The 26860-nt window shown below is 65.6% G+C and carries 25 protein-coding genes and 1 pseudogene; 25 read left to right on the top strand and 1 reads right to left on the bottom strand.

Annotation, left to right across the window (positions count from 1 at the left end; genetic code table 11):
* A pseudogene (locus ACVOLO_RS16810) lies at positions 1–116 on the top strand (DUF1439 domain-containing protein); the annotation flags it as partial.
* A gap of 148 nt (positions 117–264) precedes the next feature.
* Here ACVOLO_RS16810 and ACVOLO_RS16805 read toward each other — a convergent pair.
* Positions 265–732, bottom strand: a complete 468-nt coding sequence (locus ACVOLO_RS16805) for an SET domain-containing protein (protein ID WP_481571463.1) — start codon at positions 730–732, stop codon at positions 265–267.
* 283 nt (positions 733–1015) lie between these two features.
* Between ACVOLO_RS16805 and ACVOLO_RS16800 the strand changes: the two genes are divergently transcribed.
* From ACVOLO_RS16800 to ACVOLO_RS16685, 24 genes are all read left to right on the top strand, one after another.
* The gene (locus tag ACVOLO_RS16800; protein ID WP_481571462.1) at positions 1016–1462 is read left to right on the top strand and encodes an SUF system Fe-S cluster assembly regulator; all 447 of its coding nucleotides are present in this window, start codon (positions 1016–1018) and stop codon (positions 1460–1462) included.
* An 18-nt stretch (positions 1463–1480) separates the two neighbouring features.
* Positions 1481–2956 (top strand): Fe-S cluster assembly protein SufB, encoded by a 1476-nt coding sequence (sufB, locus tag ACVOLO_RS16795; protein WP_481571461.1) that lies wholly within the window; start codon positions 1481–1483, stop codon positions 2954–2956.
* Positions 2953–3363 (top strand): lysozyme inhibitor LprI family protein, encoded by a 411-nt coding sequence (locus tag ACVOLO_RS16790; RefSeq protein WP_481571460.1) that lies wholly within the window; start codon positions 2953–2955, stop codon positions 3361–3363. Before sufB ends, ACVOLO_RS16790 begins: the two co-directional genes overlap by 4 nt.
* A gap of 38 nt (positions 3364–3401) precedes the next feature.
* Complete coding sequence (gene sufC / locus ACVOLO_RS16785) at positions 3402–4166, top strand: Fe-S cluster assembly ATPase SufC (RefSeq protein ID WP_481571459.1); 765 nt, start codon at positions 3402–3404, stop codon at positions 4164–4166.
* Positions 4166–5428, top strand: coding sequence for a Fe-S cluster assembly protein SufD (gene sufD / locus ACVOLO_RS16780; protein WP_481571458.1), 1263 nt, complete (start codon positions 4166–4168; stop codon positions 5426–5428). Before sufC ends, sufD begins: the two co-directional genes overlap by 1 nt.
* The gene (locus ACVOLO_RS16775; RefSeq protein WP_481571457.1) at positions 5425–6681 is read left to right on the top strand and encodes a cysteine desulfurase; all 1257 of its coding nucleotides are present in this window, start codon (positions 5425–5427) and stop codon (positions 6679–6681) included. The genes sufD and ACVOLO_RS16775 overlap by 4 nt, the downstream gene beginning before the upstream one ends.
* Before the next feature lie 287 nt (positions 6682–6968).
* On the top strand, positions 6969–7484 hold the full coding sequence (locus ACVOLO_RS16770; protein WP_481571456.1) for a sigma-70 family RNA polymerase sigma factor: 516 nt from the start codon (positions 6969–6971) through the stop codon (positions 7482–7484).
* Complete coding sequence (locus ACVOLO_RS16765; RefSeq protein WP_481571455.1) at positions 7481–8437, top strand: DUF4880 domain-containing protein; 957 nt, start codon at positions 7481–7483, stop codon at positions 8435–8437. The genes ACVOLO_RS16770 and ACVOLO_RS16765 overlap by 4 nt, the downstream gene beginning before the upstream one ends.
* A gap of 74 nt (positions 8438–8511) precedes the next feature.
* Positions 8512–11217: a TonB-dependent receptor domain-containing protein gene (locus tag ACVOLO_RS16760; RefSeq protein WP_481571454.1), complete on the top strand. Its 2706-nt coding sequence runs from the start codon at positions 8512–8514 to the stop codon at positions 11215–11217.
* A gap of 9 nt (positions 11218–11226) precedes the next feature.
* Positions 11227–11820: a biliverdin-producing heme oxygenase gene (locus ACVOLO_RS16755; RefSeq protein ID WP_481571453.1), complete on the top strand. Its 594-nt coding sequence runs from the start codon at positions 11227–11229 to the stop codon at positions 11818–11820.
* A gap of 1 nt (position 11821) precedes the next feature.
* Positions 11822–12949, top strand: a complete 1128-nt coding sequence (locus tag ACVOLO_RS16750; protein WP_481571452.1) for a TonB family protein — start codon at positions 11822–11824, stop codon at positions 12947–12949.
* A 262-nt stretch (positions 12950–13211) separates the two neighbouring features.
* Positions 13212–13748 carry a GNAT family N-acetyltransferase gene (locus ACVOLO_RS16745; RefSeq protein WP_481571451.1) on the top strand — a complete coding sequence of 179 codons (537 nt, stop codon included), beginning with the start codon at positions 13212–13214 and terminating at the stop codon, positions 13746–13748.
* On the top strand, positions 13745–14077 hold the full coding sequence (locus ACVOLO_RS16740; protein WP_481571450.1) for a non-heme iron oxygenase ferredoxin subunit: 333 nt from the start codon (positions 13745–13747) through the stop codon (positions 14075–14077). Before ACVOLO_RS16745 ends, ACVOLO_RS16740 begins: the two co-directional genes overlap by 4 nt.
* Positions 14078–14327: 250 nt before the next feature.
* On the top strand, positions 14328–14756 hold the full coding sequence (locus tag ACVOLO_RS16735; protein ID WP_481571449.1) for a hypothetical protein: 429 nt from the start codon (positions 14328–14330) through the stop codon (positions 14754–14756).
* Positions 14757–14891: 135 nt separating this feature from the next.
* Positions 14892–17168 (top strand): TonB-dependent receptor, encoded by a 2277-nt coding sequence (locus ACVOLO_RS16730; protein WP_481571448.1) that lies wholly within the window; start codon positions 14892–14894, stop codon positions 17166–17168.
* 51 nt (positions 17169–17219) lie between these two features.
* Positions 17220–17912, top strand: coding sequence for a Fe2+-dependent dioxygenase (locus ACVOLO_RS16725; protein WP_481571447.1), 693 nt, complete (start codon positions 17220–17222; stop codon positions 17910–17912).
* 8 nt (positions 17913–17920) lie between these two features.
* Positions 17921–18622: a tetratricopeptide repeat protein gene (locus ACVOLO_RS16720; RefSeq protein WP_481571446.1), complete on the top strand. Its 702-nt coding sequence runs from the start codon at positions 17921–17923 to the stop codon at positions 18620–18622.
* Positions 18623–18789: 167 nt separating this feature from the next.
* Positions 18790–19140: a hypothetical protein gene (locus tag ACVOLO_RS16715; protein WP_481571445.1), complete on the top strand. Its 351-nt coding sequence runs from the start codon at positions 18790–18792 to the stop codon at positions 19138–19140.
* Positions 19141–19272: 132 nt separating this feature from the next.
* Positions 19273–21657: a TonB-dependent receptor domain-containing protein gene (locus ACVOLO_RS16710; RefSeq protein ID WP_481571444.1), complete on the top strand. Its 2385-nt coding sequence runs from the start codon at positions 19273–19275 to the stop codon at positions 21655–21657.
* A gap of 258 nt (positions 21658–21915) precedes the next feature.
* Positions 21916–22560: a PepSY-associated TM helix domain-containing protein gene (locus ACVOLO_RS16705; RefSeq protein ID WP_481571464.1), complete on the top strand. Its 645-nt coding sequence runs from the start codon at positions 21916–21918 to the stop codon at positions 22558–22560.
* A gap of 22 nt (positions 22561–22582) precedes the next feature.
* Positions 22583–23104: a DUF2271 domain-containing protein gene (locus tag ACVOLO_RS16700; protein ID WP_481571443.1), complete on the top strand. Its 522-nt coding sequence runs from the start codon at positions 22583–22585 to the stop codon at positions 23102–23104.
* Positions 23105–23131: 27 nt separating this feature from the next.
* Entirely contained in the window at positions 23132–23938 is an 807-nt protein-coding gene (locus ACVOLO_RS16695; RefSeq protein ID WP_481571442.1) for a DUF4198 domain-containing protein, read from the top strand.
* A gap of 194 nt (positions 23939–24132) precedes the next feature.
* Positions 24133–25107, top strand: a complete 975-nt coding sequence (locus ACVOLO_RS16690; RefSeq protein WP_481571441.1) for an FAD:protein FMN transferase — start codon at positions 24133–24135, stop codon at positions 25105–25107.
* Positions 25104–26714, top strand: coding sequence for a sulfite reductase subunit alpha (locus ACVOLO_RS16685; protein ID WP_481571440.1), 1611 nt, complete (start codon positions 25104–25106; stop codon positions 26712–26714). The genes ACVOLO_RS16690 and ACVOLO_RS16685 overlap by 4 nt, the downstream gene beginning before the upstream one ends.
* Positions 26715–26860 lie beyond the last annotated feature (146 nt).

Raw genomic sequence — 26860 nt, 5'->3', positions numbered from 1 at the left:
TTGATCCGGCCATCGCCAAAGTGATGGGCGTGCTGCAGGTGCAATCGGTGGGTATCGAGAACGGCCGCATCGCAGTGACCTTCAATCAGGACCTGGGCAGCTTCGTGCCGCTGTGAGCTGGGATTCGAGAATCGGGAGTGGGGGTTCGTTGGCGCGAGAAGACGGAACAGCCCCCTCTCCCCAACCCTCTCCCGCAAGGGGAGAGGGAGAAGCAGCGGACCCGCTCCAACGACTCCCCACTCCCGCCTCCCCACTCCCCACTTTTCAGCGCTTCGGCTGCAGCATGGTGCCGGTGCACTTGGGCGAGCCGCAGCGGCATTCCCAGATCTTCTTCAGACGTGCGGTGTGGCGCTCGGCCAGGGTGATGCCGTAGTTGTAGGTCAGCTCTTCGCCCGGCTTGATGTCGCGGATGGCTTCGATGAACACCTTGTCGGCGGTGCGGTCGTCGCCTTCCATCTCCTCGATCATCGCCTCGCAGTTCGGGTCGCAGCTGTGGTTGATCCAGCGTGCGTCGTTGCCCTTGTGGTTGGCGTCGATGACATAGTCATCGTTGAGGGTGAACAGGAAGGTGTGCCCGCTTTCCACATCGCCGGTGTCATCGGCATCCACTTCGGCGTGGGTCCGGCGCTTGCCCTTGTATTCGATGACGCGCTCGCCCGTCTTGATGGCTGCCAGCGAAAACACGCCGTTGCCGTGGATGGAGGATTTGCGCGCCTGGATCTTCTTGGGCATGTATCTGGCCGGAACTTGAGGGAAGTCAGGGATTCTCGCCGAAGAGCGCGTACAACCCAAGCAGGGATTGGGGAAAGGCCGGGATGGGGAATTGGGGATTTGCAAGGGCACAGCTGCGCTGCTTCCCCTCTCCTGCCTTCGGCATCCTCTCCCGCAAGGGGAGAGGAGAAGTGCAACAGCCCGCTCCTGCCAATCCCCGCCCTCCCCCACCTGAACAGGAAAACTTGGACCGGCGGCCAGTAAAGCGTACAATTTTGGTCCGCATTGATTACCCACTGCCAAAATGCTTCGCGTCACCAAGCTCACCGATTACGCAACCGTTGTCATGACCGTGCTCGCCGCGCGGCCGGACGAGGTGCTGAGCGCGACCGAGCTGGCTGAAGCGGCCGGCCTGGAACCGCCGACCGTCAGCAAGCTGCTCAAGCCGCTGGCCCAGGCCGGGCTGGTGGAAGGCCTGCGCGGTGTGCGCGGCGGCTACCGCCTGACCCGCCCGGCCAGCGAAATCACCCTGATCGAGATTGTCGAGGCAATGGAAGGCCCGCTGGCGATCACCGAATGCAGCCAGGACCAGAGTCATTGCGGCCTCGCCAGCCAGTGCGGCGTGCGCTCGAACTGGCGCCTCATCAACGACGTTGTCAGCGACGCCCTGCGCGCCGTCACCCTCGCCCAGATGCTGCACCCCTTACCGCTTGCCGACCGTCGCCGCATCAGCGTCGACGTCGTCTCCTGAACTCCAGTAGGCAGCCCCATGGCCACCGAAACCCTTGAAAACGTCGGCATCGCCGACACCCCGAACCGAGAAATCCACGAGCAGCTGGGCCGCAAGTACGACGCTGGCTTTGTCACGTTGATCGAATCGGAGTCCTTCCCGCCGGGCTTGAACGAGGACATCATCCGCGCGCTCTCGGCCAAGAAGGAAGAGCCCGAATGGATGACGCAGTGGCGCCTGGACGCCTACCGCCACTTCCTGACCATGCAGCAGCCCAACTGGGCCAAGCTGGAGATCGAGCCGATCGATCTGCAGGCGCTGAGCTATTTCTCCGCGCCCAAGGGCCCCAAGTACCAGTCGCTGGATGAAGTGCCGCAGGAACTGCTGGACACCTACGAAAAGCTCGGCGTGCCGCTGCATGAGCGGGCCAAGCTGGCCGGCGTGGCGGTCGATGCGGTGTTCGACTCGGTCTCCGTCGGCACCACCTTCCGCAAGGAACTGGCCGAGAAGGGTGTGATCTTCTGCTCGATCTCCGAAGCCATCCGCGAGTACCCGGAACTGGTGCGCAAGTACCTGGGCAGCGTGGTGCCGGTGGGCGACAACTATTTCGCCGCGCTCAACTCGGCGGTGTTCTCCGACGGCAGCTTCGTGTTTGTGCCGGCCGGCGTCCGCAGCCCGATGGAGCTGAGCACCTATTTCCGCATCAACGCCAGCAACACCGGCCAGTTCGAGCGCACCTTGATCATCTGCGAGGACAAGGCCTACGTGTCCTACCTGGAAGGCTGCACCGCGCCGATGCGCGATGAAAACCAGCTGCACGCCGCGGTGGTCGAGCTGGTGGCGCTGGAAGATGCCGAGATCAAGTATTCGACCGTGCAGAACTGGTACCCGGGCGATGAGAACGGCGTGGGCGGCATCTACAACTTCGTCACCAAGCGTGCCGAATGCCGTGGAGCGCGCTCCAAGGTGACCTGGACCCAGGTGGAAACCGGCTCGGCCATCACCTGGAAGTACCCGTCCTGCGTGCTGCTGGGCGACGACTCGGTGGGCGAGTTCCACTCGGTGGCGCTCACCCATCACCGCCAGCAGGCCGACACCGGCACCAAGATGATCCACGTCGGCAAGCGCACCAAGAGCAAGATCATCTCCAAGGGCATCAGCGCCGGCCGTGGCCAGAACACCTATCGCGGCCTGGTACGCGTGGGCCGCGACGCCGAAGGCGCGCGCAACTACACCCAGTGCGACTCACTGCTGATCGGCAAGAAGTGCGGCGCCCACACCTTCCCCTACATCGAGGTGAAGAACCCCAGCGCGACGGTCGAGCACGAAGCCACCACGTCCAAGATCTCCGACGACCAGATGTTCTATTGCCGCTCGCGCGGCATCGACCAGGAAAACGCGGTGTCGATGATCGTTGATGGCTTCTGCAAGCAGGTGTTCAAGGAACTGCCGATGGAGTTCGCGGTGGAAGCCAAGAAGCTGCTGGAAGTGTCGCTGGAAGGCTCGGTCGGATGAGCCGCCTGCCGCTGCTCCTGCTGGCCCTGCTGCCGGTCGCCGCCTCTGCCGCATCGCTCGGCAAGGCGTGTGATGACGCGCGCACCCAGCTGGACATCAACGAATGCGCCGCGCGCGAAGCCGAAGCCGCCGATGCCGAACTCAACGCCGTGTACCGGCAGGTGATGCAGCAGTTGCAGGGCCAGCCGGTGGCCATCGAGAAACTGCGCGCGGCCCAGCGCCTGTGGATTCCGCTGCGCGACGCCGACATCGCCGCGCGCTACCCGGTCGGCAAGGACGAGAACCCGCGTGTGCTGTACGGCTCGATGTACCCGATGCTGTATTCCGCCGCCAAGGCTGAACGTACCCGGCAGCGCACCCAGTGGTTGCGCGCCACCTTCATCGACCGCGCCGAAGGCGATCTCTGATCGCACCGCCCCCTATACCTATTGAAGACCGCACCCTCATGCTGAAGATCGAAAACCTCCACGCAAGCATCGGCGACAAGGAAATCCTCAAGGGCCTGTCGCTGGACGTGAAGCCCGGCGAAGTACACGCCATCATGGGCCCCAACGGCGCCGGCAAATCCACGCTGGGCAATGTCCTGTCCGGCCGCGAAGGCTATGACGTCACCGAAGGCCGCGTGCAGTTTGAAGGCAATGACCTGCTGGAGCTGGAGCCGGAAGCGCGCGCCGCCGCCGGTCTGTTCCTGGCCTTCCAGTACCCGGTGGAAATCCCCGGCGTCAACAACACCTACTTCCTGCGCGCCGCGCTCAACGCCCAGCGCAAGGCGCGCGGCGAGGAAGAACTGGACTCGATGCAGTTCCTGAAGCTGGTGCGGCAGAAGCTGGCCGTGCTGCACCTGAAGGACGAGCTGCTGCACCGTGGCGTCAATGAAGGCTTCTCCGGTGGTGAGAAGAAGCGCAACGAGATCTTCCAGTTGGCCGTGCTGGAACCGAAGCTGGCGATCCTGGACGAAACCGACTCCGGCCTGGACATCGACGCACTCAAGAGCGTGGCTGACGGCGTCAATGCGCTGCGTTCGCCGGAGCGCTCCTTCCTGGTCATCACCCATTACCAGCGCCTGCTGGACTACATCAAGCCGGACGTGGTGCACGTGCTGGCCGAGGGCCGCATCGTCAAGAGCGGCGGCCCGGAACTGGCGCTGGAACTGGAAGCCCACGGCTATGACTTCCTGAAGGACCGCGTGGTCCGCGAGGCGGCAAAGTAATGAGTGCCCTGCTCGAATCGTTGGCCGGCACGTTCAGCGGCAGCACCGAGCGCGCCGCGCTGCTCGACGCCGCGCTCCAGACCAGCCTGCCCGCCGCGCGCAACGAGGCGTGGAAGTACACCTCGCTGCGCCAGCTCGAACGCCGTAGCTTCAGCGCAGCGCCGCTGCAGGCGCTGTCCATTGACGCCGCCTTGCTGGCCGACATCCCGGCGCCACGCCTGGTGTTCGTCAATGGCCGCCCCAGCGACGCGCACAGCGACCTGTCCGGCCTGGATGCCGGCGTGCAGGTGCGCACGCTGTCGGCGGTGCAGCAGAGCGAGCCGGAAGCCACCCGCTTCCTCGGCCGCCGCTTCAACCGTGCCGAAGAAGTGTTCGCCCAGCTCAATGCCGCACTGGCCGATGAAGGCGTGCTGGTGCAGGTGGAAGCCGGCATCGCCAGCACCACCCCGCTGCACCTGGTGTTCGTGAGTGCGCCGGATGAAAGCGACCGCGCCTGGCACCACCGCCACTTCATCGAACTGCGTCGTGGCGCCGTGTTCGGGCTGGTCGAGCACCACCTGCAGGCCGGCGACTGCGCGCACCTGGACAACACGCTGGTGCATGTGCACCTGGCCCAGGACGCCGTGCTCTCGCACGCCCGCGTACAGGCTGACAGTGCCCGTGCCACCTCGCTGCTGCGTACCGACGCGGTGCTGGCCCGCGATGCGCAGTACCGCCGCATTGATCTGGAGCTTGGCGCCGCGCTGAGCCGCCACGAACTCAACGTGCGCCTGGAAGGCGACAACGCCAAGCTCACCGCCAACGGCGTGCTGCTGGGCACCGGCCGTCGCCATATCGACACCCGCCTGGGCATTGAGCACATCGCCCGCGACACCAATGCCGAACTGCTGTGGCGTGGCGTGGCCGCCAACCGCAGCCGCGTGGTGTTCCATGGCGGCATCAACATCCGTGAAGGTGCCGATGGCACCGACGCCAACCTGTCCAACAAAAACCTGCTGCTGTCGGCCGATGCTGAAATTGATACCCAGCCAACGCTGGTGATCGACGCCGAAGAGGTCAAGGCCGCGCACGGCGCCACGGTTGGCCAGCTCGACGCCAACGCGCTGTTCTACCTGCGCTCGCGCGGCCTTCCGGCCGAGCAGGCACGCGCGATGTTGAGCGCGGCGTTCTGCCACGAGCCGCTCGCCGCCGTGGAAGACGTCCTTACCGAGAAGCTGGCCCGCCACCTGGACCAGGCATTGCAACAGGCAGGCATGGCATGAACCTCACCTCCCCGCGCCCGATCCACCCTTCCGCCGACGCCCCCGACTGGGAGCGCGTGCGTGCCGATTTCCCGCTGCTGATGCGCGAAGTCAACGGCAAGCCGCTGGTGTATTTCGACAATGCCAACACCGCGCAGAAGCCGCTGTCGGTGATCGGCGCGGTGGATGAGTTCTACCGCCGCTACAACGCCAACGTGAGCCGCGCGGTGCATGCGCTGGGCACCGAAGCCACCGAAGCCTACGAAGGCGCGCGCGCCAAGCTGGCCCGCTTCCTCAACGTGCGCGGCGACGAGCTGGTGCTGTGCAGCGGCACCACCTTTGCCATCAACCTGGTGGCGTATTCGTGGGCGTTGCCACGCTTGAAGAGCGGCGACGTGATCCTGGTCTCGCGCATGGAGCACCACGCCAACATCGTGCCGTGGCAGCTGGTCGCCCAGCGCACCGGCGCCACCATCCGCGTGGCCGATATCCACCCCGATGGCAGCCTGGACCTGGACGCCCTGCATGCGGCCATGACCCCGGACGTGAAGCTGCTGGCACTGACCCACGTTTCCAACGTGCTGGGCACCATCAACCCGGTGCGCGAGATCTGCCGCGAGGCGCGCAAGCGCGGCATCGTCACCGTGATCGACGGCTCGCAGGCGGCACCGCACCTGATGCTGGACGTGGCCGCCGTCGGCTGTGACTTCTACGCCATCACCGGCCACAAGATGTGCGGCCCGACCGGCACCGGCGCGCTGTGGGCGCGGCGCGAACTGCTGCAGGAAATGCCGCCGTTCATCGGTGGCGGCGAGATGATCAAGGAAGTCAGCTTCGACGGCACCGTATTCAACGATGCCCCGCACAAGTTTGAAGCCGGTACGCCGAACATTGCCGGTTTCGTCGGCCTGGGCGTGGCCGTGGACTACCTGGAATCGGTGGGCCGCGACCATATCGCCGCGCGCGAGCAGGAACTGCTGGCGCATTGCACCGAGGAACTGCAGCGCGTGGAAGGCGTGCGCATCCTGGGCAACACGGCGCACAAGGCCGCAGTGGTGTCGTTCCTGGTCGATGGCGCCCATGCACACGACCTGGCCACCCTGCTCGACCTGCAGGGCGTGGCCGTGCGTTCCGGTCAGCACTGCGCGCACCCGTTGCTGCAGTACTACGGCGTCGCCGCTACCTGCCGTGCCTCGCTCGCGTTCTACAACACGCATGAAGAAGTGGAATCCTTCATGGTCGCGTTGAAGAAGGTACGCACGCTGCTGGGTTGATCGTCTCAAACCCGGCTACCGACAACGCCGCGGCAATGCCGCGGCGTTTTTCGTCTCGTCGATACCCGCCTGCCGCAAAGCCAGCATGTTTGGGCTTACTCCGTTCGTCATTCGCGTGAAGGCAGAATCGCGCCGCACCCCGGGCAGCTACACCTTTGCGGAAGTGACGATGCCAGGCTTCCAGTTGCCAGGAAGGCGCGCAGCCCAAAGCCTCCTTGCGGCGATCGTGCCGTGTTCTTTGCACGACCATCATGCAATAATGCGAACTATTCTCATTTGCAAAAACGATGAATCCCGCTTCTTCCGCCCTGCTCGCCGCATTGTTCCGCGACCATCACCGCTGGTTGCTGGCACGACTGTGCCGACAGATGCGTTGCCGCTGGGATGCCGAAGACATCACCGCCGAAACCTTCAGCCAGGTGGCCGCGTCGCGCACGCCACTGGCCAGCATCGATGAACCGCGCGCGTTCCTGACCACCATCGCCAAGCGCCTGTTGTTCCATCTGCGCCGCCGCCGCGACCTGGAGCAGGCCTGGCTGGAACAACTGCGCAACAGCCCCGAAGCCTTCTCGCCATCACCGGAGGAACGCGCCCTGCTGCTGGAAACCGTGCTGCTGGTGGACCGCACCATGCAGTCGTTGCCGGCACCGGCACGCGCGGCCTTCCTCTACAGCCAGCTCGATGGCATGGGCCACGAACAGATTGCGCAACAGCTCGGGGTCTCGGTGCGTACGGTCGGCCGCTATCTGCGCCAGGCATGGACCTGCTGCCTGCAGGACCTGCCGGTATCGGCCGAACCATGAGCCAGGATGCACAACAGGCGGCAATGACGGCCGCCATCGACTGGATGGTGCTGCTGCAATCGGGCAACGCCGCTGCGGACAGCCAGCAGCACCTTGAACACTGGCTCGACGAGGCGCCGGAGCATCGCCAGGCCTGGCAGCAGCTGCAGCAGATCCAGAGCCGCTTCCAGCGCCTGCGTGAGGTATCCCAGCGCCATCCCGGCCAGGAACAGCAGGCCCGGGCACTGCTGTTGCAGCCATCCCGGCGTGTGGCCCTGCGCTCAATCGCGGCCTTGGCGGTGACCGCCGGTGGCGCCGCACTGTGGAGTGATCGCCAGTTTCCGCTGCGCGAACTCGGCGCCGACTTCCGCACCGCTACCGCCCAACGCCAACGCTTCACGCTGGCCGATGGCAGCACGGTGGTTCTGGATGCACGCAGCGCCATGGACGCCGCATACGACCCAGCCCGCCGCCAATTGTGGCTGCGCCGGGGCCGCGCATTGCTTGAAGCCGCTGCCGATCCACGGCCGGTGCTGCTGCACTCGCTGCATGCGCAACTGACCTTGTTGTGTGGCCGCCTGATGATTGAACGTGACCACCGCCAAACCCTGGCAACCGTGCTCGACCAGCACGCGCTGGTGCAGGACAGCACCGGCCAGACCCTGCGCCTGCACGCGGGCCATTCCGCGCGCGTGGATGCTGGCGGCATTACGCCGCTGGCCGGCGATCCATCACAGCTAAGCCAATGGCTGCATGGCCGTGTCAGCCTCGACAACGCGCCGCTGCAGGAGCTGGTGGAACGGCTGCGCCCCTATCGCAGCGGCTTCCTGCGCGTTTCACCGGCGGCAGCCATGCTGCGCGTGCAGGGCGTGTTCGGGCTGGACGACAGCGACCGCACACTTGCCGCGCTGGCCGAGACGCTGCCGGTTTCCATCCAGTCCTACGGCCCGGTCACCCTGATCGACAAAAAATAGTTGTTGAGAACGTGTCCGATTTCCAACCGTCGATACACATACCTATCCGAAACCCTCATTCGGAACCTGTATCGATGTCTGCCTCTCCCCTGCTCCGTCCCACCTGCCTGGCCCTGGCGCTCGCCCTCGCCTGCGCCGCCCCGCTGGCCCAGGCACAGATCGCAGCCACACCCGATGCAACACGGATCGACTACCAGATCGAAGCCGGCCCGCTGGGGGCCACCCTCAACCGCATCGCCGCTGCAGCTGGACGCACGCTGTCGGTGGACCCGGCATTGCTGCAGAACCAACGCGCCCCTGCGGTGAACGGCCGCTTGTCAGCCGAACAGGCCGCCGCGCAGGCCCTGCAGGGCAGTGGCCTGCAACTGGCGACAACGGCCAGTGGTGCCCTGACCGTACAGCGCGCGCCGGCGGCTGGCGTGGAACGGATCGGCACGCTGCGCGTACAGGGTGACCAGGGAAACCGCACCCAGTTGGGCGATGACCGCAGCAACCCGGCCGACCGCCCGTATTCCTCCCCGCAATCGGGCGCGCATCTGTCACTGCAGCAGATCGAGCGTTCACGCGGCACCCAGGCCGGTGACATCTTCAAGAGCGTGGCCGGCGTGCTCAATGGCGACAACCGCAACTCCGGCGCGCTGGACCTGAACATCCGCGGCATGCAGGGCTTCAACCGCGTGCCGGTGGTGATTGATGGCAGCCAGCAGCAGGTCACCGTCTACCGCGGCTATGCCGGCGTGGCCGGGCGCAGCTACATCGACCCGGACATGATCGGCGGCATCGACATCCAGAAAGGCCCGACCGCCGGTGCCGAGGGCGTGGGCGCGATCGGCGGCGTGGTCAGCATGCGCACCTTGAACGCCGAAGACATCATCAGCGGCGACAAGGACTGGGGTATCCGCCTGAAAGGTGGCTTCAGCGACAACACCACATCGCCGCCACCGGCCTTCACCACCGGCGGCCTGCGCAATGGCGGCCGCTTCGTTACCGGCTGCGGTGGCGGTGAAATCTGCAGCCCCAAACCCCTGCCGACCGAATTTGCCGACGACACCGGCATGGACCGCCCGTCCACCGGCAAGCCGACCGGCGGCAGCGGCAGTATTGCCGCGGCCAAACGCTGGGAGCACTTTGAAGTAGTGGGCGTGTTCGCACGCCGCAAGACCGGCAACTACTTCGCCGGCGAAGGCGGTCCGGACGCCCCGCAACCGATCTTCAGCAACGAGCGCGTCACCAACATCTTCGGCTGGTGGACCGAGTACACCAACGTCAACTTCAGCGGTCTCAACCGCTTCCGTGCCGGCGAAGAGGTGCTCAATACCTCGGTGGACAACCAGTCCTGGCTGCTCAAGGCCACCTGGAAACCCAGCCCCGACCAGGCCCTGGAAGTGGGCCGGATGAAATACCAGAGCCGCTACGGCGAACTGATGCCCTCGGCGATCCTGCGTGGCGAAGGCGCGCTGCAGTCCGCACTCAGCGACGTTGATGCCGACACCTGGACCGCGCGCTATCGCTGGCAGCCGGACAACGCGCTGATCGACTTCAAGGCCAATGCCTGGCGCACCGCCCTGGACAACTCCATCCGCAATGCTTACTCGTTCCCGACACTGCCGCCTGAATACACCTATATCGAAACCACTTACCGGCAGGCCGAGCGCTGGGGCATCGACGCCACCAACACCTCGCGCTTCATCACCGGCTGGGGAGACTTCGCGCTGCAGTACGGCTTTACCCACGGCAAGGAAGATGTCCACCCGATCAGCGCCAAGCAGAGCTTCAGCAGCAACAACGCCAAGCGTGAGGAGAGCAGCCTGTTCGCCAGTGCCGAATGGGTGCCGACCGATTGGCTGAAAATCGACGCCGCGCTGCGCCACACCCGCTACAAGAGCTACGACCGCGAAATCACCCGCGTACCGTCGCAAAGCCGCCCGATCACCTACACCGACGTGCACCTGCAGGGACGTGACAGCGGCAACACGCCGATCGCAGCGATCACCTTCACCCCGTTCGAGGGCGTGCAGGTCTACGCACGCTATGCCGAAGCACTTCGCATGCCGGGCCTGTTCGAGACCAGCTCCGGCCCGGTTCCCAGCATGTTCGCCATGGACCTGCGCCCGGAACATGCCAAGAACCGCGAATACGGCATCAACCTGATGCGCGACGGCCTGTTTGCCGAGGGCGACCAGGCGCGCCTGAAGCTGGCCTACTTCGACAACCACGTGAAGGACTACCTGACCCGGACCACCGTGCAGTTGCAGGGCTGGGTGTCGGCGCCGGTGATCGAGAACATCGACAAGGCCGACTTCAAGGGGTACGAGATCACCGCCGAGTACCGCACGCCGCGCTTCTTCAGCGAGCTGTCCGGCAGCTATTACACCCACACCAACTTCTGCCACAGCGACCGCGCCTACCCGGCCAAAACGCCGGCCTGCTACCCGGGCGGCGTCACCGACAGCTATGCCAGCAATCACGTGCCGCCGCGTGCATCCGGCGCGCTGACGCTGGGTACGCACCAGTTCGACCAGCGCCTGACCGCCGGCGCCCGTGTCAGCTACACCGGCAACCGCCCGACCTTGCCGCGTGCCAGCAGCATCATCCCGGTGGTGGATTGGGGCTCCCATGTGCTCACGGACGTGTTCGCCAACTACCGCATCAACGACCACGTCGCACTCGACCTGGCCGTGGACAACCTGACCGACCGCTACTACATGGACGCGATGACGCTGGGCCTGATGCCTTCGCCGGGCCGCACCGTGCGGCTGGGCTTCACTGTCAACTTCTGAGGAACGCCCATGTCCACTTCCAGCATGCAGATGGAAAACAGCCGCAGCCAGCGCCTCAAGGCCGCCACCCATGGCACCCACGAACGTCTGGACCAACGCATCATGCGTGGCGATCCCTTCGCCTCGCTCGACAACTACCGGCGCTTCCTGCGCGTGCAGTACCGCTTCCATCGTGACCTGGCAGTGCTGTATTCACTGCCGGCGCTGCAGGGGTTGCTGCCGGATCTCGGCGAGCGGCAACGCCTGCAGGAGCTGCAGCAGGATCTGCAGGATCTGGGCGAGCCCCTTCCGCCGGACGACCATGCCGCGCTGACCTGCGACATCGACCCGGCCACCGCATTGGGCTGGTTGTATGTGGTCGAAGGCTCCAACCTGGGCGCTGCGATCCTGTTCAAGCTGGCAGCCAAGATCGGCCTGGATGCCACGCACGGCGCCCGTCACCTGGCAGGCCACCCGGATGGTCGCGCCCGTCATTGGCGGCGTTTCACCGAGGCGCTGGATGGCAACGCACTGGACGCGGCGCAGGAGCAGCGCCTGGTTGCCGGGGCCACCGAGGCGTTCCAGCGCGTGCACGGCTACGTCGAGCAGGCCTTTGCCGACTGAAATGAAGGCAACGGCAAGCACCGCCCCCACCACACCACGGCGCCACCGCGCCGTGCGTGTGGGCTATCTGCTGCTGGGCATGCTGATGGTGGCGCTGGGCATCATCGGTGCGCTGCTGCCGGTGATGCCCACCACCATTTTCATGATCCTGGCCGCCGCCTGTTTCGGCCGTTCATCCCCGCGTTTCGAGCGTTGGCTGCTGCAGCATCCGCAGTTCGGCCCGCCGCTGCGCCTGTGGCGCGAACAGGGCGCAATGTCGGCACGTGCCAAGGCGTTTGCGTGCGGCGGAATGGCTTTCGGTTTCGCGATGTTCTGGTACTTCGCCCATCCTTCGCTGCTGCTGTGGAGTGCGGTGGCCATCGGCATGGGCGGCTGTGCCGCCTATCTGCTCACCCGCCCGTTGCCGCGCGGCGTCATGCCCGCCGCCACGCGCGAAGCGGACGAACGCGGCATCCGCAGTGTCGCCGCAACAGTGACGGTGCTGGTTCACGCCGGTTTGTTCGCGCTGTTGCTGTGGAGCCGCGCGCAAGCGCCCACGCCCCCCGTGCCTGATCCTGCCGAGCGCACGCAGCTGGTGATGCTGCCACCGCGTGCACCGGAACAGCCGTTGGAAGAAGTGGTGGCTCCCACACCGTCTGTCGCCGCCTCGGCCCAGCAACAAAAGCCCGAACCGCCGCAGCCGCGCGTCCCGTCGCCCGCCCGCACCGAGGCCCGCTGGGCAATCCCGCCGCCACAACCACCGCAGCCGGTGTCGCAGGCACCCGCGCCGCAACAGCAGGAGGCCTCCATCGCCGCCGCACCGCCTGCGCCGCCACTGCCTCCGGGGCCAAGTGCTGCTGATCCAGGCAGGGACAGCTGGGAGGGCCGTGTCATGGCCAAGCTGGAACGCCACCGGCGCTATCCCAATGCAGCGCGCGCACGCCGCGAACAAGGCATCGCGCATGTTCGCGTCACCCTGGCCCGCGATGGCGCACTGTTGGCCGTGTCGTTGGAGCAATCCTCGGGCTTTGCGATGCTGGATCAAGCCGCGCTGGATACCTTCCGCCGCGCCGCACCGCTGCCGGCCGTGCCCGACGAACGCCAGGCACCGCTGGAACTGTCCTTCCCGGTGGAATTTTTCATGCGTTGAGGCAATGCGCCAAGGCAGCACATCCTGCCCCTTGCTCACTTGAAGACAGCCCCCGCCTTTCAAACAAGCATTGCCGGCATCTCCGTTGAATCCGGTGCAATCGCAGGCAAACCCGTGTTCGGCCCCTGTCCATTTGCAGAACAGGGGCCATCCCCACCGGCGAAGCAACTGTCCACGGAAACGCCAACCGCGACGTAACCGCTTTCCACCGCGCCCGCTCAAGCCACCTCCCGGCGCACATCTGCCGTTCTAGAATGTCGCCATGAACGAGCTGACCTTCCGCACCGCTACCGCCGCCGACATCCCGGCCCTGATCGAACTGGTGACCTCCGCCTACCGCGGCGATGCCTCCCGCGTGGGCTGGACCACCGAAGCTGACCTGCTGGATGGTCAGCGGGTTGATGCCGAAGGCATCCTGGCCGACATCAGCCGCCCCCGCAGCGTGGTGCTGCTGGCCGAACAGAACGCGCAGCTGGTGGCGTGTTGCCATGTGGCCGACGAGAACGGCCACGGCTATTTCGGCATGTTCGCGGTCAGCCCCAACGCCCAGGGCGGCGGCGTCGGCAAGCAGGTCATGCAGCACGCCGAGCGCCATGTGTTCGAGCAATGGCAGCTGGCGACGATGCAGATGACGGTGATCGATTGCCGCGACGAACTCATCGCCTTCTACGAACGCCGTGGTTACGCCCGCACCGGCATCAAGAAGCCGTTTCCGTATGGCGACGCGCGCTTCGGCATTCCCAAGCGCGACGACCTGCAGTTCGAGGTGCTGGAAAAGCCGCTGGGAGCAGCGGCATGAGCGAGACCTGGACCTTCATCTGCGCCAGCGAGGAACTGCTGCCCGGGGAAATGAAGACCGCCTTCGACGAAGTCACCGGCACCCCGCTGGTGGTGTTCAACCTGGACGGCGAGCTGTATGCGCTGGAAGACCAGTGCAGCCATGAAGAATTTGAGTTGTCCTCGGGCGTGGTCGACCCGGTCGAAGGCAGCATCGAATGCATCCTGCACGGCGCCCGCTTCGACATCCGCGACGGCAGCGCGCTGTGCGCACCGGCCTATACGGCGGTGCCCAAGTTCCCGGTCAAGCGCGAGCACGGCGGCATCTGGTCACGCGACGACCGCGACTGAGCCGCCGGCCCGCAGGCAAGCAACCCGCCGGCGCCCCGCAAGGGGCGTTGTCGTATCTGCCGGATCGGTTGCCGCTTGCCACAACCACCGGCCCCGGCCGATACGCCCGTCACCGGCCCATTTCCCTTGCCCCGGCGGGGCTGGCAAGCCGGGCGGGTACAGCCCGCATCAATATTGATAACGCAAACAATTCTCAATAAGATGCGCATCCATTGCGCTCCGCAATGCTCCTGTCATCTGCCTGCAGTCCATGCCCACCCTGCCCTCCACGGCCATTCAGCGACCGACCGCATCCCTGCGGCAGCGCTTGCCGTGGTTGATGCTGGTGGCGGGAATGCTGCTGGCTTGGGCCCTGCTGGGGCATATCAAGCCGGCCCATGCCAGCATCTCGCTGACGGCGGCAACCCAGGTCCTGCTCAGCCCTGACCGCGGCCATCCGGGCGATCCGCCCGATCTGGTTGCCATTGCTGAATCCGGCGCCGAATCCTCCCGCAGCGCGCGCCCGCGCCCTGCCGATACCCTGCCGCCGCCGACCACCGCGCCGGTGGCCGCACCGGCGCGCACCTTCGTGGCTGCGGCCACTGACACCCTGCTCCAGCACGCCGTGGAACGGTCACACCGTTACCCACCGGCCCCGCATCTGCGGCTGAATCCCGGCCACGCGCCCCCGCGCGCCTGAGCCCTTCCCGCTGTCGCCTGACCGGCTGCTGCCGGCTGCGCGCCTGTCTGCTTTTCAACGCATCCGTTTTCCGCATCCGTTTTCCGCATCGCGCACGACGCCGTTGCTCTCTTTCCGCCTGCCTCGAGTCCACTCATGAAGCCTGTTCGTACCCCACTGACCTCTGCCCTGCTGCTGGCCATCGCTCCGCTGGCGGCACACGCCGCCCCCGACACTGCCGACAGCGACGCAGCCCCCCGCAAAGCCACCGAGCTGGACAAGGTGCAGGTGCGCGGCAGCTGGTTCGCGCCGTCCTCGCCCAAGTTCACCGCTGAACTGCTGGATACCCCCAAGTCGGTCTCCATCGTTTCGGAAAAACTGATCCAGGAAACCGGCGCGACCAGCCTGCAGGACGCCCTGCGCATGGTTCCGGGCATCACCTTTGGCGCTGGCGAAGGCGGCAACCCGACCGGCGACCGCCCCTTCATCCGTGGCTTTGATTCGCAGAGCAATATTTTTGTCGACGGCCTGCGTGACGTCGGCTCGCAGACCCGCGAAATCTTTGACCTGGAGCAGGTCGAAGTGGTCAAGGGCCCGAGCTCGGCCTACGGTGGCCGCGATTCCGGCGGTGGCAGCCTCAACCTGGTCAGCAAGACCCCGAAGCTGAAGAACGAAACCAGCGTCAGCATGGGCGTGGGCACCGACAGCTATACGCGCGGCACCGTGGACAGCAACTACGTGCTTGGCGACGGCATCGCCGCCCGCCTGAATCTGATGAAGCACCAGTCGGACATCGCGGGCCGTGACGCGGCCAATGTCGACCGCTGGGGCATCGCACCGTCGATCGCATTTGGCCTGAACAGCCCGGCGCAGTTGGTCATCGGCCACTACCACATGGAAACCGATGACCTGCCCGATGCAGGTGGCTTCCCCTACAACAATCCCTTCAGCAGCGGCCCCAACGTTTCCAAGAACGGCGACGGCAGCCCGCTGGTGCCGGACCGCAACAACTACTACGGCCTGAAGGACCGCGACTTCCAGCGCACCCGTGCGGACATCAGCACCATCGACGCCAGCTATGACTTCGGTGCCCACAAGCTGCGCAACATCGCGCGCCTGGGCAACACCAGCAACGACTACCTGTGGACCCAGCCGGACGACAGCAAGGGCAACCCGAACCTCTATGGCACCCTGTGGCGCCGTACCAATGCCCGCGCCGCCGACCTGAAGAACTTCACCGACCAGCTGAGCCTGACCGGCAACTTCAGCACCGGCGCGCTGCGCCACAGCTACAGCACCGGCGTGGAGTACAGCGACGAGAAGATGACCCGCGGCACCTACCAGATGTCCCCGGGCACCAACAACCCGCTGACCGGCAGCACCACCTGCCCGACCAGCGGTGCGGCCACCGGCTACAACTGCACCGACTTCAACAACCCCAACCCGAATGACCCGTGGTCGGCCAACCAGATCGTCTACCGCAGCAACAAGGCGCAGGACGTGCGCCAGACCACCAAGACCAAGTCGGTCTACGCGTTTGACACCATCGAGTTCAACGAGCAGTGGTCGGTCAACCTGGGCCTGCGCTATGACGACTACTCCACCGTCCTGCTCACCCCGGGCGGCGCGACGCCGCGCCTGAGCAATGACAACGACTTCGTCAACTACCAGGCGGGCGTGGTGTTCAAGCCGCTTGCCAACGGCAGCATCTACCTGTCCTACGGCACCTCCTCCACCCCGCCGGGCATGGACGGTGGTGACGGCTCGGACGGCATCAATGCCGCCAACGCCGACCTGGAACCACAGGAAACCAAAAACCTCGAACTGGGCACCAAGTGGAACCTGTTCGACAACCGCCTGAACCTGACCGCCGCCATCTTCCACACCGAGCTGAGCAATGCCCGCGTCGTGATCGACAACGGCACCACCCAGAACGCCGGCAAGAAGGTGATCGACGGCTTCGAGCTGGGCTTCACCGGCCAGCTGACCGATGCGTGGAGCGTCTACGGTGGCTACACCTACCTGGACTCGGAGCTGAAGGACAACGGCTTCACCTGCTCGGTCTCCAGCCGCACCGGCTGCCCGGCACCGGGCGTGTGGATTCCCTCGCCGAACAATGGCAACCAGTTCCCGAACACGGCCAAGCACAGCGCCAACCTGTGGACGACCTACAGCTTCCCGTTCGGCCTGACCCTGGGCGCTGGCGCCACCTATTCGGACAAGCAGTACGGTGATGCGGCCAACCGCAAGTGGATCCCGAGCTACACCCGTTGGGACGCCATGGCCAGCTACGCCATCCAGGACAACATCAGCCTGCAGTTGAACGTGCAGAACCTGTCGGACAAGGTGTACTTCACCAAGGCCTATGCTTCGCACTACGCCAGCATCGCCCCGGGCCGTTCGGCCACGTTGGCGCTGAACGTGAAGTTCTGATCCACCTGCCCCCGGCCTCGTGCCGGGGGCTTCGCATCAAGGGAAACCAACATGCTGCTGCACATCCCCGACGTACTGACGCGCGAGCAGGTCGCCTTCGCCCGCCAGCACCTGCAGGACGCGGGCTGGGCCGATGGCAAGGCCACCGCCGGCTACCAGTCGGCGCAGGCCAAGCACAACCTGCAGCTGCCGGAATCCGATCCGGCAGCGCGCGCACTGGGCTCGATGATCCTTGACGCACTGGGCCGCAACGACACCTTCTTTGCCGCTGCATTGCCACGTCGCGTCTACCCGCCCCTGTTCAACTGTTACCGGCCCGGCGAGACGTTCGGTTTCCACATCGACAACGCCATCCGCTACGACCACATCAGCCGCCCGGGTGATCCGCAGCCGGTGCGCACCGATCTGTCGGCGACGCTGTTCCTGGCCGACCCGGACGAATACGACGGCGGCGAGCTGGTGATCGAGGACACCTACGGCAATCAGCGGGTAAAACTCCCGGCGGGACACATGGTGCTGTACCCCGGCACCAGCCTGCACCAGGTCACGCCGGTGACGCGTGGCGCGCGCCTGGCTTCGTTCTTCTGGATTCAAAGCATGGTGCGCGATGACGGCCATCGTCGCCTGCTGTGGGACCTGGACCTGTCCATCCGCAGCATCACCCAGGACCATCCGCAGCACCCCTCGCTGGTCAACCTGACCGGCGTGTATCACAACCTGCTGCGGCAATGGGCCGAGGCCTGAGCATCCCCATGCAGGATCTGAAGACACTGCTGCAACAGCTTCCCGACAACCCTGCTGCCGTACTGGCCGAGCTTGAGCAGCGCGCGCAAGCGGGTGATCCGCTGCCCCAGTTCCTGCTTGGCCAGGCCTGCATGGAGGGCCGCGGCCGCAGCGTGGACACTGCTGCGGGCATGGCGTGGTACGAACGTGCGGCCAATGGTGGCCTGCCGCTGGCAATGAACATGCTGGGCCGTTGTCACGAGCTGGGCCAGGGCACGCCGGTCAATCACGAACTTGCTGCCGTCTGGTACCGCAAAGCTGCCGACAACGGCTTGGACTGGGGCCTCTACAACCTTGCCAACCTGCTCGCCACTGGCCGCGGCGTGGCGCGCGACGAAGCCGCTGCCTATGCGCTGTATCTGCAGGCAGCCAACGCCGGGCATGCCAAGTCGATGAACCTGGTGGGGCGCTGCCTGGAAGAAGGCAGGGGTGTGGCCGCCGATCCCGGCGCCGCGCCGGCGTGGTATCTGCGCTCGGCACAGGCTGGCGACTTCCGCGGCCAGGCCAGCCACGCCTCGTTGCTGCTGGCCGCAGGCAAGGTAGAGGAAGCCGCGCATTGGCTGCAGCAGGCCCTGGCGCAGGGCAACCCCGCGTTTCTGGCGCAGATCCGCCCGCAACTGGCGAACTCCACGTACGCGCGCATTCGTGCGCTGATATCCGACCGTGTTTGATATTCGTCAATTGTTGTTATCAATTCTCATTTGCAAAAGTTAACGAGTCCCAACTACAATCCCGGCCCGAAAGCGACCGACTGACCGCGTCGCATCTGCCACCTGGGATTTCAGTGCAGCCATCGCAGCGCCCTTCGCACCTGACCTCCGCACATCGTTTCGCTGCGATGCGCCCGGTGGCCCTGTGCGCACTGCTCCTGCTGTCGCTGATGGCTTCGCTCTGGCAGGGCGGGCAGCACATGCCGCGCACCGGCATGGTCGAAAGCAGCACCTCCGCCCCCGCCGAAGAACGTTCCGGTGGCGAAAAGCAGATTGAAGAAGAAAGCCCGGCCAAGCTGCGCCGGGTGGCGAGCCTGCGGGCGCCGCGTGCGGTACAGCTGTACCCGGTATTGCAGGGGCACACGTTTGCCGTCACTGCCGTCCTCCAGCATTCATTGACGCCCGCTGCACCGGGGCAGTCCCGTCACGCATTGCCCAGCCTGCGCCTGCAACGCGGGCAAGCGCCTCCGCGGGCCTGATCGTTTCCTGCCCGGGCCACGTCCGGCCCGCGCGTTCTGCTGCTTTTCCCATCTATCGCACCGTCCCTCGCAAGCCAATCGCCTGCGGCGGCCATCTGCGTATCCGTCATCACCTACTCCAGAGGCTCTCCCATGGCTCAGCGCCATCGTCGTCATGCGTCCGTTACCCGTCACCTGCTCACCGCTGCCGTGCTCGGCGCACTCAGCGTTACCGCCCACGCCAACGGCAGCGGCGCCCCGACCACGCTGGACAAGGTGGTCGTCACCGCCAGCGGCTTCGAGCAGAAGATCACCGATGCACCGGCCAGCATTTCGGTCATCACCCAGGAAGAACTGGCCAAGCGCCCGTACATGACGCTGCTGGATGCGGTGCGCGACCTGGAAGGCGTGGACGTGGGCGAAACCCGCGACAAGACCGGCCAGGGCACCATCTCCATGCGCGGCATGGGTTCGGACTACACGCTGATCCTGGTCAACGGCCGCCGCCAGAACAACCACGGCGACATCTACCCGAACAACTTCGGTGGCAACCAGTTCAACCACATCCCGCCGCTGGATGCGATCGAGCGCATCGAAGTGATCCGTGGCCCCGCCTCCACCCTGTACGGTGCCGATGCGATGGGCGGCGTGATCAACATCATCACCAAGCGCACGCTCGACAGCTGGCACGGTTCGGCCACCGTGGCCCGTACCTTTGAATCCAATGACGAGTTCGGTGACGACACCACCGCCGACCTGTTCGTCACCGGCCCGCTGGTGCCGGGCGTACTGAACCTCAGCGCGCGTGCCAGCTGGTACGACCGCAAGGCCTCCAACCCGGTGTACTCCTCCGTCACCGATCCGGCCGGGGTCGAGCACAACCGTGCACTGGGCTTCGGCGGCGGCGGCAAGACCGTGGACAACACCAACAAGGCTGGCGGCATCAGCCTGGCATGGACCCCGACCGAGTCGCAGACGATCACCCTGGACTACGACACATCGCGCCAGGAATACGACAACTCAATCAAGATCAACGACCGGGGTGTCGAGGAATACCCGGTCGGCACCGTCGACAACATCAACAGCATCTGGCGTGGCAACTCCACGCGCTGCATCAGCCTTGGCAACTGCACGCGCGCCGACCCCCGCGTGGGCTACGGCCCGACCCAGGAATTCACCCGTGACGCCTGGGCGCTGACCCACGAAGGCAACTGGGACTTCGGCAACAGTTTTGTCTCGCTCTCGCACGTGGCCACCAACAATGATGGCCGCACCATGCCGTTCACAGTGGCCGAGCGCCGCGAGCTGCTGCAGATGCTCAACGCCACCGGCGCCTATGCCGGCATGACCGAAGCACAGCGCCGTGCCGCCGCCGAACAGGCATTCCTGCCGCGCCCGCAGCGCACCCTTGAAAGTGCGCAGTACACGCTCGACGCCAAGATCGACGTGCCGTTCCAGGCCGCCGGCGACCACACCGCGGTGTTCGGCACCCAGGTGATCCGCGGCGACCTGACCGATGGCGTGTTCGGCATGGAAGTCGGCAACCCCGGCCGCAAGCAGGAACACAACATGTACTCGCTGTTCGCCGAGGACACCTGGACCGTGATCGCACCGCTGGCCATCACCTATGGCCTGCGTTACGACAACCATGACGTGTTCGGCGACCACCTGAGCCCGCGCCTGTACGGCGTGTACACCGTCAACGAGCAGTGGACGGTCAAGGGCGGCGTCAGCACCGGCTTCAAGACGCCCAAGACCACACAGCTGTATGACGGCGTCACCGGCTTTGGCGGCCAGGGCACCTCGCCGATGTTCGGCAACCCGGACCTGAAGCCGGAGACCAGCACCAGCACCGAACTGGCGGTCTACTGGCAGCACCCGGACGGCCATAACTTCAATGCCACCATCTTCCACAACAAGTTCGACGACAAGATTTCGTCCCAGCCCTGCGGTGCCGGCCTGGCTCTGGCCTGCACCAGCACCGGCGAGTACGCCGACCTGGGCTATGCCACCAGCAGCAAGACCGTGAACATCGACGAGGTGGTGATCCAGGGTGCGGAAGTGGCCGGCCGCTGGGAAATCAACGACGCCTTCAGCCTGCGCGCCAACTACACCTACACCGACAGCGAGCAGAAGAGCGGTGCCGAAAAGGGCCTGCCGCTGGGCAACAGCGCCAAGCACATGGCCAATGCCACCTTCAACTGGCAGGCCAATGATCGCTTCAACCTGTTCCTGACCACCGAGGCACGTTCCAAGCGTTACCGCGGGGTCAGCGCCATCACCGGCCAGGAGCTGTATTACAAGAACTACACCGTGTTCCACCTCGGCGCTTCGTTCGAGGCCACGGAGTGGCTGACCGTCAACGCGCGCATCAACAATCTGTTTGATCGTGACTTCACCACCTACCAGACCACCTTCACGGACCTGGACGGTGACGGCGCCTATGCCGACGGCACCAATGAAGTGCTGTATCTCGACGACTACAACAACAAGGACAAGGCCCGCAGCTTCTGGCTGAGCCTCAACGCCCGCTTCTGATCGATGACGCCGCGCCCCGGCGCCCACCCTTGTTGGGATGGGCGCCGGGGCGTTGTTGTTTCTCTGCGGGCTTCCGAGACGCCACCGCTCGCCTTGTCCAGGCACGAGTGAAAACGACCCTCAAAGCCTTTGAACTGTTTCAGACCACTCCTGCGAACCCATGCCGTTTGCATCCGTTCGATACAAATGGATACAAATTGCGAATCATTCTCATTAGTGATCTAATCTTCACCCTTCCATTCAACTGAACCTGTGTCTGTGTCCGTAGAGCGCGCCTCGGCCAACATCGTGCAGCAACAAGCCAGCCGCGGCTTCTGGTTGCGCACCCTGCATCAGTGGCACTGGATCAGCTCGGCGGTCTGCCTGATCGGCATGCTGTTGTTCTCCATCACCGGCATCACCTTGAACCACGCGTCCAAGATTGAAGCCAAGCCCAACGTGCACAACCAGCAGATCGAACTGTCCGCGCCGCTGCTCAAGGCATTGGGCGAGCGCGAGGACGGCAACGCGCCGTTGCCGGGCAAGGTGGCGGACTGGTTGTCACGCGAGCTGGATGTTTCCATCGGCAAGCGCCCGGCCGAGTGGTCGCCGGAAGAAATCTATCTGTCCATGCCCGGCCCCGGCAGCGATGCCTGGTTGAGCATCGACCGCGAAACAGGTGCCGTGGAATTCGAGAAAACCCGGCGTGGCTGGGTGTCGTATTTCAACGATCTGCACAAGGGCCGCAATGCCGGCCCGGGCTGGGGCTGGTTCCTGGACCTGTTTGCCGTGGCCTGCCTGGTGTTCTGTATCACCGGCCTGTTCCTGCTGCACCTGCATGCGCAACAGCGGCGCATGACCTGGCCGCTGGTCGGCCTGGGTTTGCTGATCCCGCTGTTGATTGCCCTGCTCCTCATCCATTGACCGTCCTTCCCGGAGTCGCACCATGCGCGTCACCCTGACCATCGCCCTGAGCGGCCTGATCGCCACCGCTCCCGCGGCCTACGCCGCCAGCCTCGACGTCAACGTCGAAGTGCCCTCGCTCAACGTGGCCGAATACCACCGCCCGTATGTGGCCGTGTGGATTGAAGGCGCCGACCAGAAGGTCGCGGCCAACCTGTCGGTCTGGTACCAGCTCAAGGACACCGCCGAAGGCCACGGCACCAAGTGGTTGCCGGACCTGCGCCAGTGGTGGCGCAAGAGCGGCCGCACCCTGCAGGTGCCGGTGGATGGCGTGACCGGCCCGACCCGCCCGGTCGGCAAGCACCAGCTCAGCTTCAACGACCGCCAGCCGCAGCTGCGCGGCCTGCCCGCCGGCCAGTACACGCTGGTGGTGGAAGCCTCGCGCGAAGTCGGCGGCCGCGAACTGGTCAAGATTCCCTTCACCTGGCCGGCGCGCACCGCACAGAACGGCAGCGTGCAAGGCACGTCCGAACTGGGCGCCGTCACCCTCGCCGTCAAACCCTGACCCGTCTTAGTCCACTGGAGCCAACCGATGAAGCGTTCCCTCCTGATTGCCGCCGCCATCGCCGCAGCACTTCCGTTCACTGCCTCGGCCCACAAGGCCTGGCTGCAGCCGTCGCAGACCGTCATTGCCGGTACCAACCCGTGGATCACGGTGGACGCGGCGGTGTCCAACGACCTGTTCTATTTCAACCATGTGCCGCTGCGCCTGGACAACCTGGTCATCACCGCCCCTGACGGCAGCACCGTGCAGCCGCAGAACGCGGCCACCGGCAAGTACCGCAGCGTGTTCGACGTTGAGCTGACCCAGCAGGGCACCTACCGCCTGGCCACTGTCAATGCCGGCCTGTCGGCCAACTGGCAGGAAGACGGCAAGCCCAAGCGCTGGCGCGGCAACGCCGCCACCTTCGCCACCGAAGTGCCGAAGGACGCCAAGGACCTGAAGGTCTCCGAGACCGCCGGCCGCATCGAAACCTTCGTCACCAACGGCAAGCCGAACGACACCGCGCTGCAGCCAACCGGCAAGGGCATGGAACTGGTTGCTGCGGGTCACCCGAACGACCTGTTCGCCGGCGAGCAAGCCAAGTTCAAGCTGCTGGTCGACGGCAAGCCACAGGCCGGCCTGGAAGTGGAGATCACCCGTGGTGGCACCCGTTACCGTAACGCCCAGGAAGAGATCAAGGTCACCACCGACGCCAACGGCGAGTTCTCGGTGACCTGGCCGCAGGCCGGCATGTACTGGCTGGAAACCGGCACCGAGGACAACAAGACCTCGATCCCGCAGGCCAACGTCCGCCGCCTGAGCTACGTCGGCACGCTGGAAGTGCTGCCGCAGTAACAATGCGCTGCAGCTTCAAAAGCCCCTCTCCCGTTTACGGGAGAGGGGTTGGGGTGAGGGGCAAAGCCGAAGCCGCTTTCCTGAAGCCGCCGGTTGCTCTACAGAAGCAAAAGCTCCCCTCATCCGCCCCTTCGGGGCACCTTCTCCCGTAAACGGGAGAAGAAATACCAGCCCCAGCCAGCTTTCTATTCTCGATGTCCCCCAACTCCGACATCGCCGCCCTTGGCGGCCACACCATGGGCACCTCCTGGAGCGCCAAGCTGGTCGCACCGCGCAGCCGTGACCTGCATGCGCTGCATGCCGGCATCCAGGCCGAGCTGGACCGCGTGGTCGCGCAGATGAGCACCTGGGAAGCCGGTTCGGACATCAGCCGCTACAACCGTGCCGCTGCCGACAGCTGGCACGCACTTCCTGAAGATTTCTGGGCCGTGCTCAGTGCCGCGCATGACATTGCCGCGCGCAGCGAGGGTGCGTTCGACCCCAGCATTGGCCCGCTGGTCGCACTGTGGGGCTTTGGTGCGGACGCCGCTGCCCAGCGCGTTCCCGACCCCGCACAACTGGCCGACGTCGCGCGCCGCTGTGGCTGGCGCAGGCTGCAGTTGAATCCGCAGACACAATCAGCGCTGCAACCCGGCGGCCTGCAGTTGGATCTGTCCGCCATCGCCAAAGGCTACGGCGTGGATCTGGTCAGCCGCTGGCTGCGCCGTAACGGTATTGCTGCAGCTTTGGTCGAAGTGGGCGGGGAGCTGCACGGCTACGGGCTCAAGCCCGACGGCCAGCCATGGCGGGTGCTGGTGGAATCGGCACCGGAAGAAGATGCCGGCGCCGACTTCCCACCGCGCGTACTGGCCTTGAACGACCTCGCCGTCGCCACCTCCGGCGACCGCTGGCACCACTACGAACATGATGGCGTGTCCTACAGCCACACCCTCGACCCACGCACGCAGGCGCCGGTAACGCGCGCCGCTGCGGCAGTCACCGTGATCGCCCGCGAGGCGATGCATGCCGATGCCTGGGCCACCGCGCTCACCGTGATGGGCGCCGAACACGGTCTGGCCTTCGCCCAGCAGCATGACCTTGCCGCGCGTTTTGTCTCGCGCGGCAGCACTGGGCTGGAAGAGGCGATGACGCCCGCCTTCCAGCGCTACCTGGACGCAGACACGCAATGAGTTCCAACCGCTCTCTCCGCGCCATGCTTGGCAACCTCGGCATGATCGCCGCCTTGCTGCTCGTGGCCTTCCTGCTGCTGCGCCTGCACCTGGGCGAAAGCTGGTGGCTGGCCTCGCCCCTGCCCACGCAATGGTGGAGCGCGCTGAGCGTCACTGCCATCTATGCCGCTGCCTGTTTCGCACTGTGGTGGCGGGTACGCCCGCGCAAGGAAGAAACCAGCAATGACGGCGAGCCGCCGGTGCTGGTGGTGTGGGCCAGCCAGACCGGCTTCGCCGAACAGCTTGCAGAACGCACCGCCGAAAGCCTGCGCGCCGCCGGCCATAAAACCCGCCTGCGCCCACTGGAGCAGGTGGACACCGCCCTGCTCGGCGCCAGTCGCAAGGCCCTGTTCATCGCCAGCACCACCGGCGAAGGCGACCCGCCCGATCATGCACTCGCCTTCCTCAGCCGGGTGATGACGCAACCGGCCGCATTGCCGCAACTGCACTACGCGGTGCTCGCGCTCGGCGACCGCACCTATGACCAGTTCTGCGCGTTTGGTCATCAACTGGACGACTGGTTGCGCGAGCACGGCGCACAGCCGCTGTTCGATACGGTGGAAGTGGACAATGCCGACCCGGACGCATTGCGGCATTGGCAGCAGTTGCTTGGTCAACTGGGCGGCAAGGCCGCCGATGTCCCCGATTGGAGCGCACCGGCTTATCAGCCATGGCGGTTGCAGGCGCGGCAGGCACTCAATCCCGGCAGCGTCGGTGGCACGGTGTTCCATCTCAAACTGCATCCGGCCGAAGGCACGCTGCCGAGCTGGCAGGCCGGCGACATCGCCGAGATCGGCCCGCATCAATCGGCCGATGCCGTCACCCAGTGGATGCAGGCTAATGGTTTTGCCGCCACCGCCTTGCTGCCCGATGGTCGGTTGCTGCGTGAGGTGCTGGCGGTGTCGTATCTGCCGGAGCAGATCGCCAGCGGCGACATCACCGCACTCAGCGCTGCACTCAAGCCGCTGCCGCACCGCGAGTACTCCATCGCCTCGATGCCTTCGGAAGGCACGCTGCAATTGATGCTGCGCCGCCAGCTGCGTCCAGACGGAACGCCCGGCCTGGCCAGCGGCTGGCTGTGCGACTTCACCACGCCGGGCGACGCCATTGACCTGCGCCTGCGCAGTAACCGCAACTTCCACCCGCCGCAGAACGACGTGCCGCTGATCCTGATCGGCAATGGCACCGGCATCGCCGGCCTGCGCGCACACCTGCGCGCACGCATCGATGCCGGTGCACATCGCAACTGGTTGCTGTTCGGCGAGCGCAATGTCGCCCACGACTTCCACTTCGGCGATGAATTGCAGCAATGGCAGCGCGACGGCGCCATCGAACACCTGGATGTCGTTTTCAGCCGCGACGACGGCCCGTTCCACTATGTACAGGACGCACTGGCCGCACATGCGCCGCGCCTGCGCGAGTGGGTGGAACAAGGCGCGACAATTCTGGTCTGCGGCAGTCTGCAGGGCATGGCACCGGCGGTGGATGCCGTCATCGTGCAGGCACTGGGCGCGGAAGCACATGAAGCGCTGCGCCTTGGCGGCCGCTATCGCCGCGACGTGTACTAAGCACCGCCAGCCTACGACGCTCGCGAATCGTCCTGTAGTTGGGGGCCCGCCCAGGCGCCGAACAGTGGAGGCGGCGGCCACGACCCGCCGAGGGCCGGCATCGTCGGCGGCACAGGCGCGGGTGGTGTCTGTGTCATGACCGCACC

The sequence above is a fragment of the Stenotrophomonas sp. STEN056 genome (genome assembly GCF_056759635.1).
This window is presented reverse-complemented; position numbering and strand designations above follow the sequence as displayed.

Coding starts and splice junctions, on each gene's coding strand:
- ACVOLO_RS16790 (WP_481571460.1), top strand. CDS start 2,953: ATGAGCCGCCTGCCGCTGCTCCTGCTGGCCCTGCTGCCGGTCGCCGCC.
- ACVOLO_RS16725 (WP_481571447.1), top strand. CDS start 17,220: ATGCTGCTGCACATCCCCGACGTACTGACGCGCGAGCAGGTCGCCTTC.
- ACVOLO_RS16715 (WP_481571445.1), top strand. CDS start 18,790: ATGCGCCCGGTGGCCCTGTGCGCACTGCTCCTGCTGTCGCTGATGGCT.
- ACVOLO_RS16770 (WP_481571456.1), top strand. CDS start 6,969: ATGAATCCCGCTTCTTCCGCCCTGCTCGCCGCATTGTTCCGCGACCAT.
- sufC (WP_481571459.1), top strand. CDS start 3,402: ATGCTGAAGATCGAAAACCTCCACGCAAGCATCGGCGACAAGGAAATC.
- ACVOLO_RS16690 (WP_481571441.1), top strand. CDS start 24,133: ATGTCCCCCAACTCCGACATCGCCGCCCTTGGCGGCCACACCATGGGC.
- ACVOLO_RS16805 (WP_481571463.1), bottom strand. CDS start 732: ATGCCCAAGAAGATCCAGGCGCGCAAATCCTCCATCCACGGCAACGGC.
- ACVOLO_RS16740 (WP_481571450.1), top strand. CDS start 13,745: ATGAGCGAGACCTGGACCTTCATCTGCGCCAGCGAGGAACTGCTGCCC.
- ACVOLO_RS16700 (WP_481571443.1), top strand. CDS start 22,583: ATGCGCGTCACCCTGACCATCGCCCTGAGCGGCCTGATCGCCACCGCT.
- sufB (WP_481571461.1), top strand. CDS start 1,481: ATGGCCACCGAAACCCTTGAAAACGTCGGCATCGCCGACACCCCGAAC.
- ACVOLO_RS16755 (WP_481571453.1), top strand. CDS start 11,227: ATGTCCACTTCCAGCATGCAGATGGAAAACAGCCGCAGCCAGCGCCTC.
- ACVOLO_RS16760 (WP_481571454.1), top strand. CDS start 8,512: ATGTCTGCCTCTCCCCTGCTCCGTCCCACCTGCCTGGCCCTGGCGCTC.
- ACVOLO_RS16750 (WP_481571452.1), top strand. CDS start 11,822: ATGAAGGCAACGGCAAGCACCGCCCCCACCACACCACGGCGCCACCGC.
- ACVOLO_RS16775 (WP_481571457.1), top strand. CDS start 5,425: ATGAACCTCACCTCCCCGCGCCCGATCCACCCTTCCGCCGACGCCCCC.
- ACVOLO_RS16800 (WP_481571462.1), top strand. CDS start 1,016: ATGCTTCGCGTCACCAAGCTCACCGATTACGCAACCGTTGTCATGACC.
- ACVOLO_RS16745 (WP_481571451.1), top strand. CDS start 13,212: ATGAACGAGCTGACCTTCCGCACCGCTACCGCCGCCGACATCCCGGCC.
- ACVOLO_RS16695 (WP_481571442.1), top strand. CDS start 23,132: ATGAAGCGTTCCCTCCTGATTGCCGCCGCCATCGCCGCAGCACTTCCG.
- ACVOLO_RS16685 (WP_481571440.1), top strand. CDS start 25,104: ATGAGTTCCAACCGCTCTCTCCGCGCCATGCTTGGCAACCTCGGCATG.
- ACVOLO_RS16720 (WP_481571446.1), top strand. CDS start 17,921: ATGCAGGATCTGAAGACACTGCTGCAACAGCTTCCCGACAACCCTGCT.
- ACVOLO_RS16735 (WP_481571449.1), top strand. CDS start 14,328: ATGCCCACCCTGCCCTCCACGGCCATTCAGCGACCGACCGCATCCCTG.
- ACVOLO_RS16710 (WP_481571444.1), top strand. CDS start 19,273: ATGGCTCAGCGCCATCGTCGTCATGCGTCCGTTACCCGTCACCTGCTC.
- sufD (WP_481571458.1), top strand. CDS start 4,166: ATGAGTGCCCTGCTCGAATCGTTGGCCGGCACGTTCAGCGGCAGCACC.
- ACVOLO_RS16765 (WP_481571455.1), top strand. CDS start 7,481: ATGAGCCAGGATGCACAACAGGCGGCAATGACGGCCGCCATCGACTGG.
- ACVOLO_RS16730 (WP_481571448.1), top strand. CDS start 14,892: ATGAAGCCTGTTCGTACCCCACTGACCTCTGCCCTGCTGCTGGCCATC.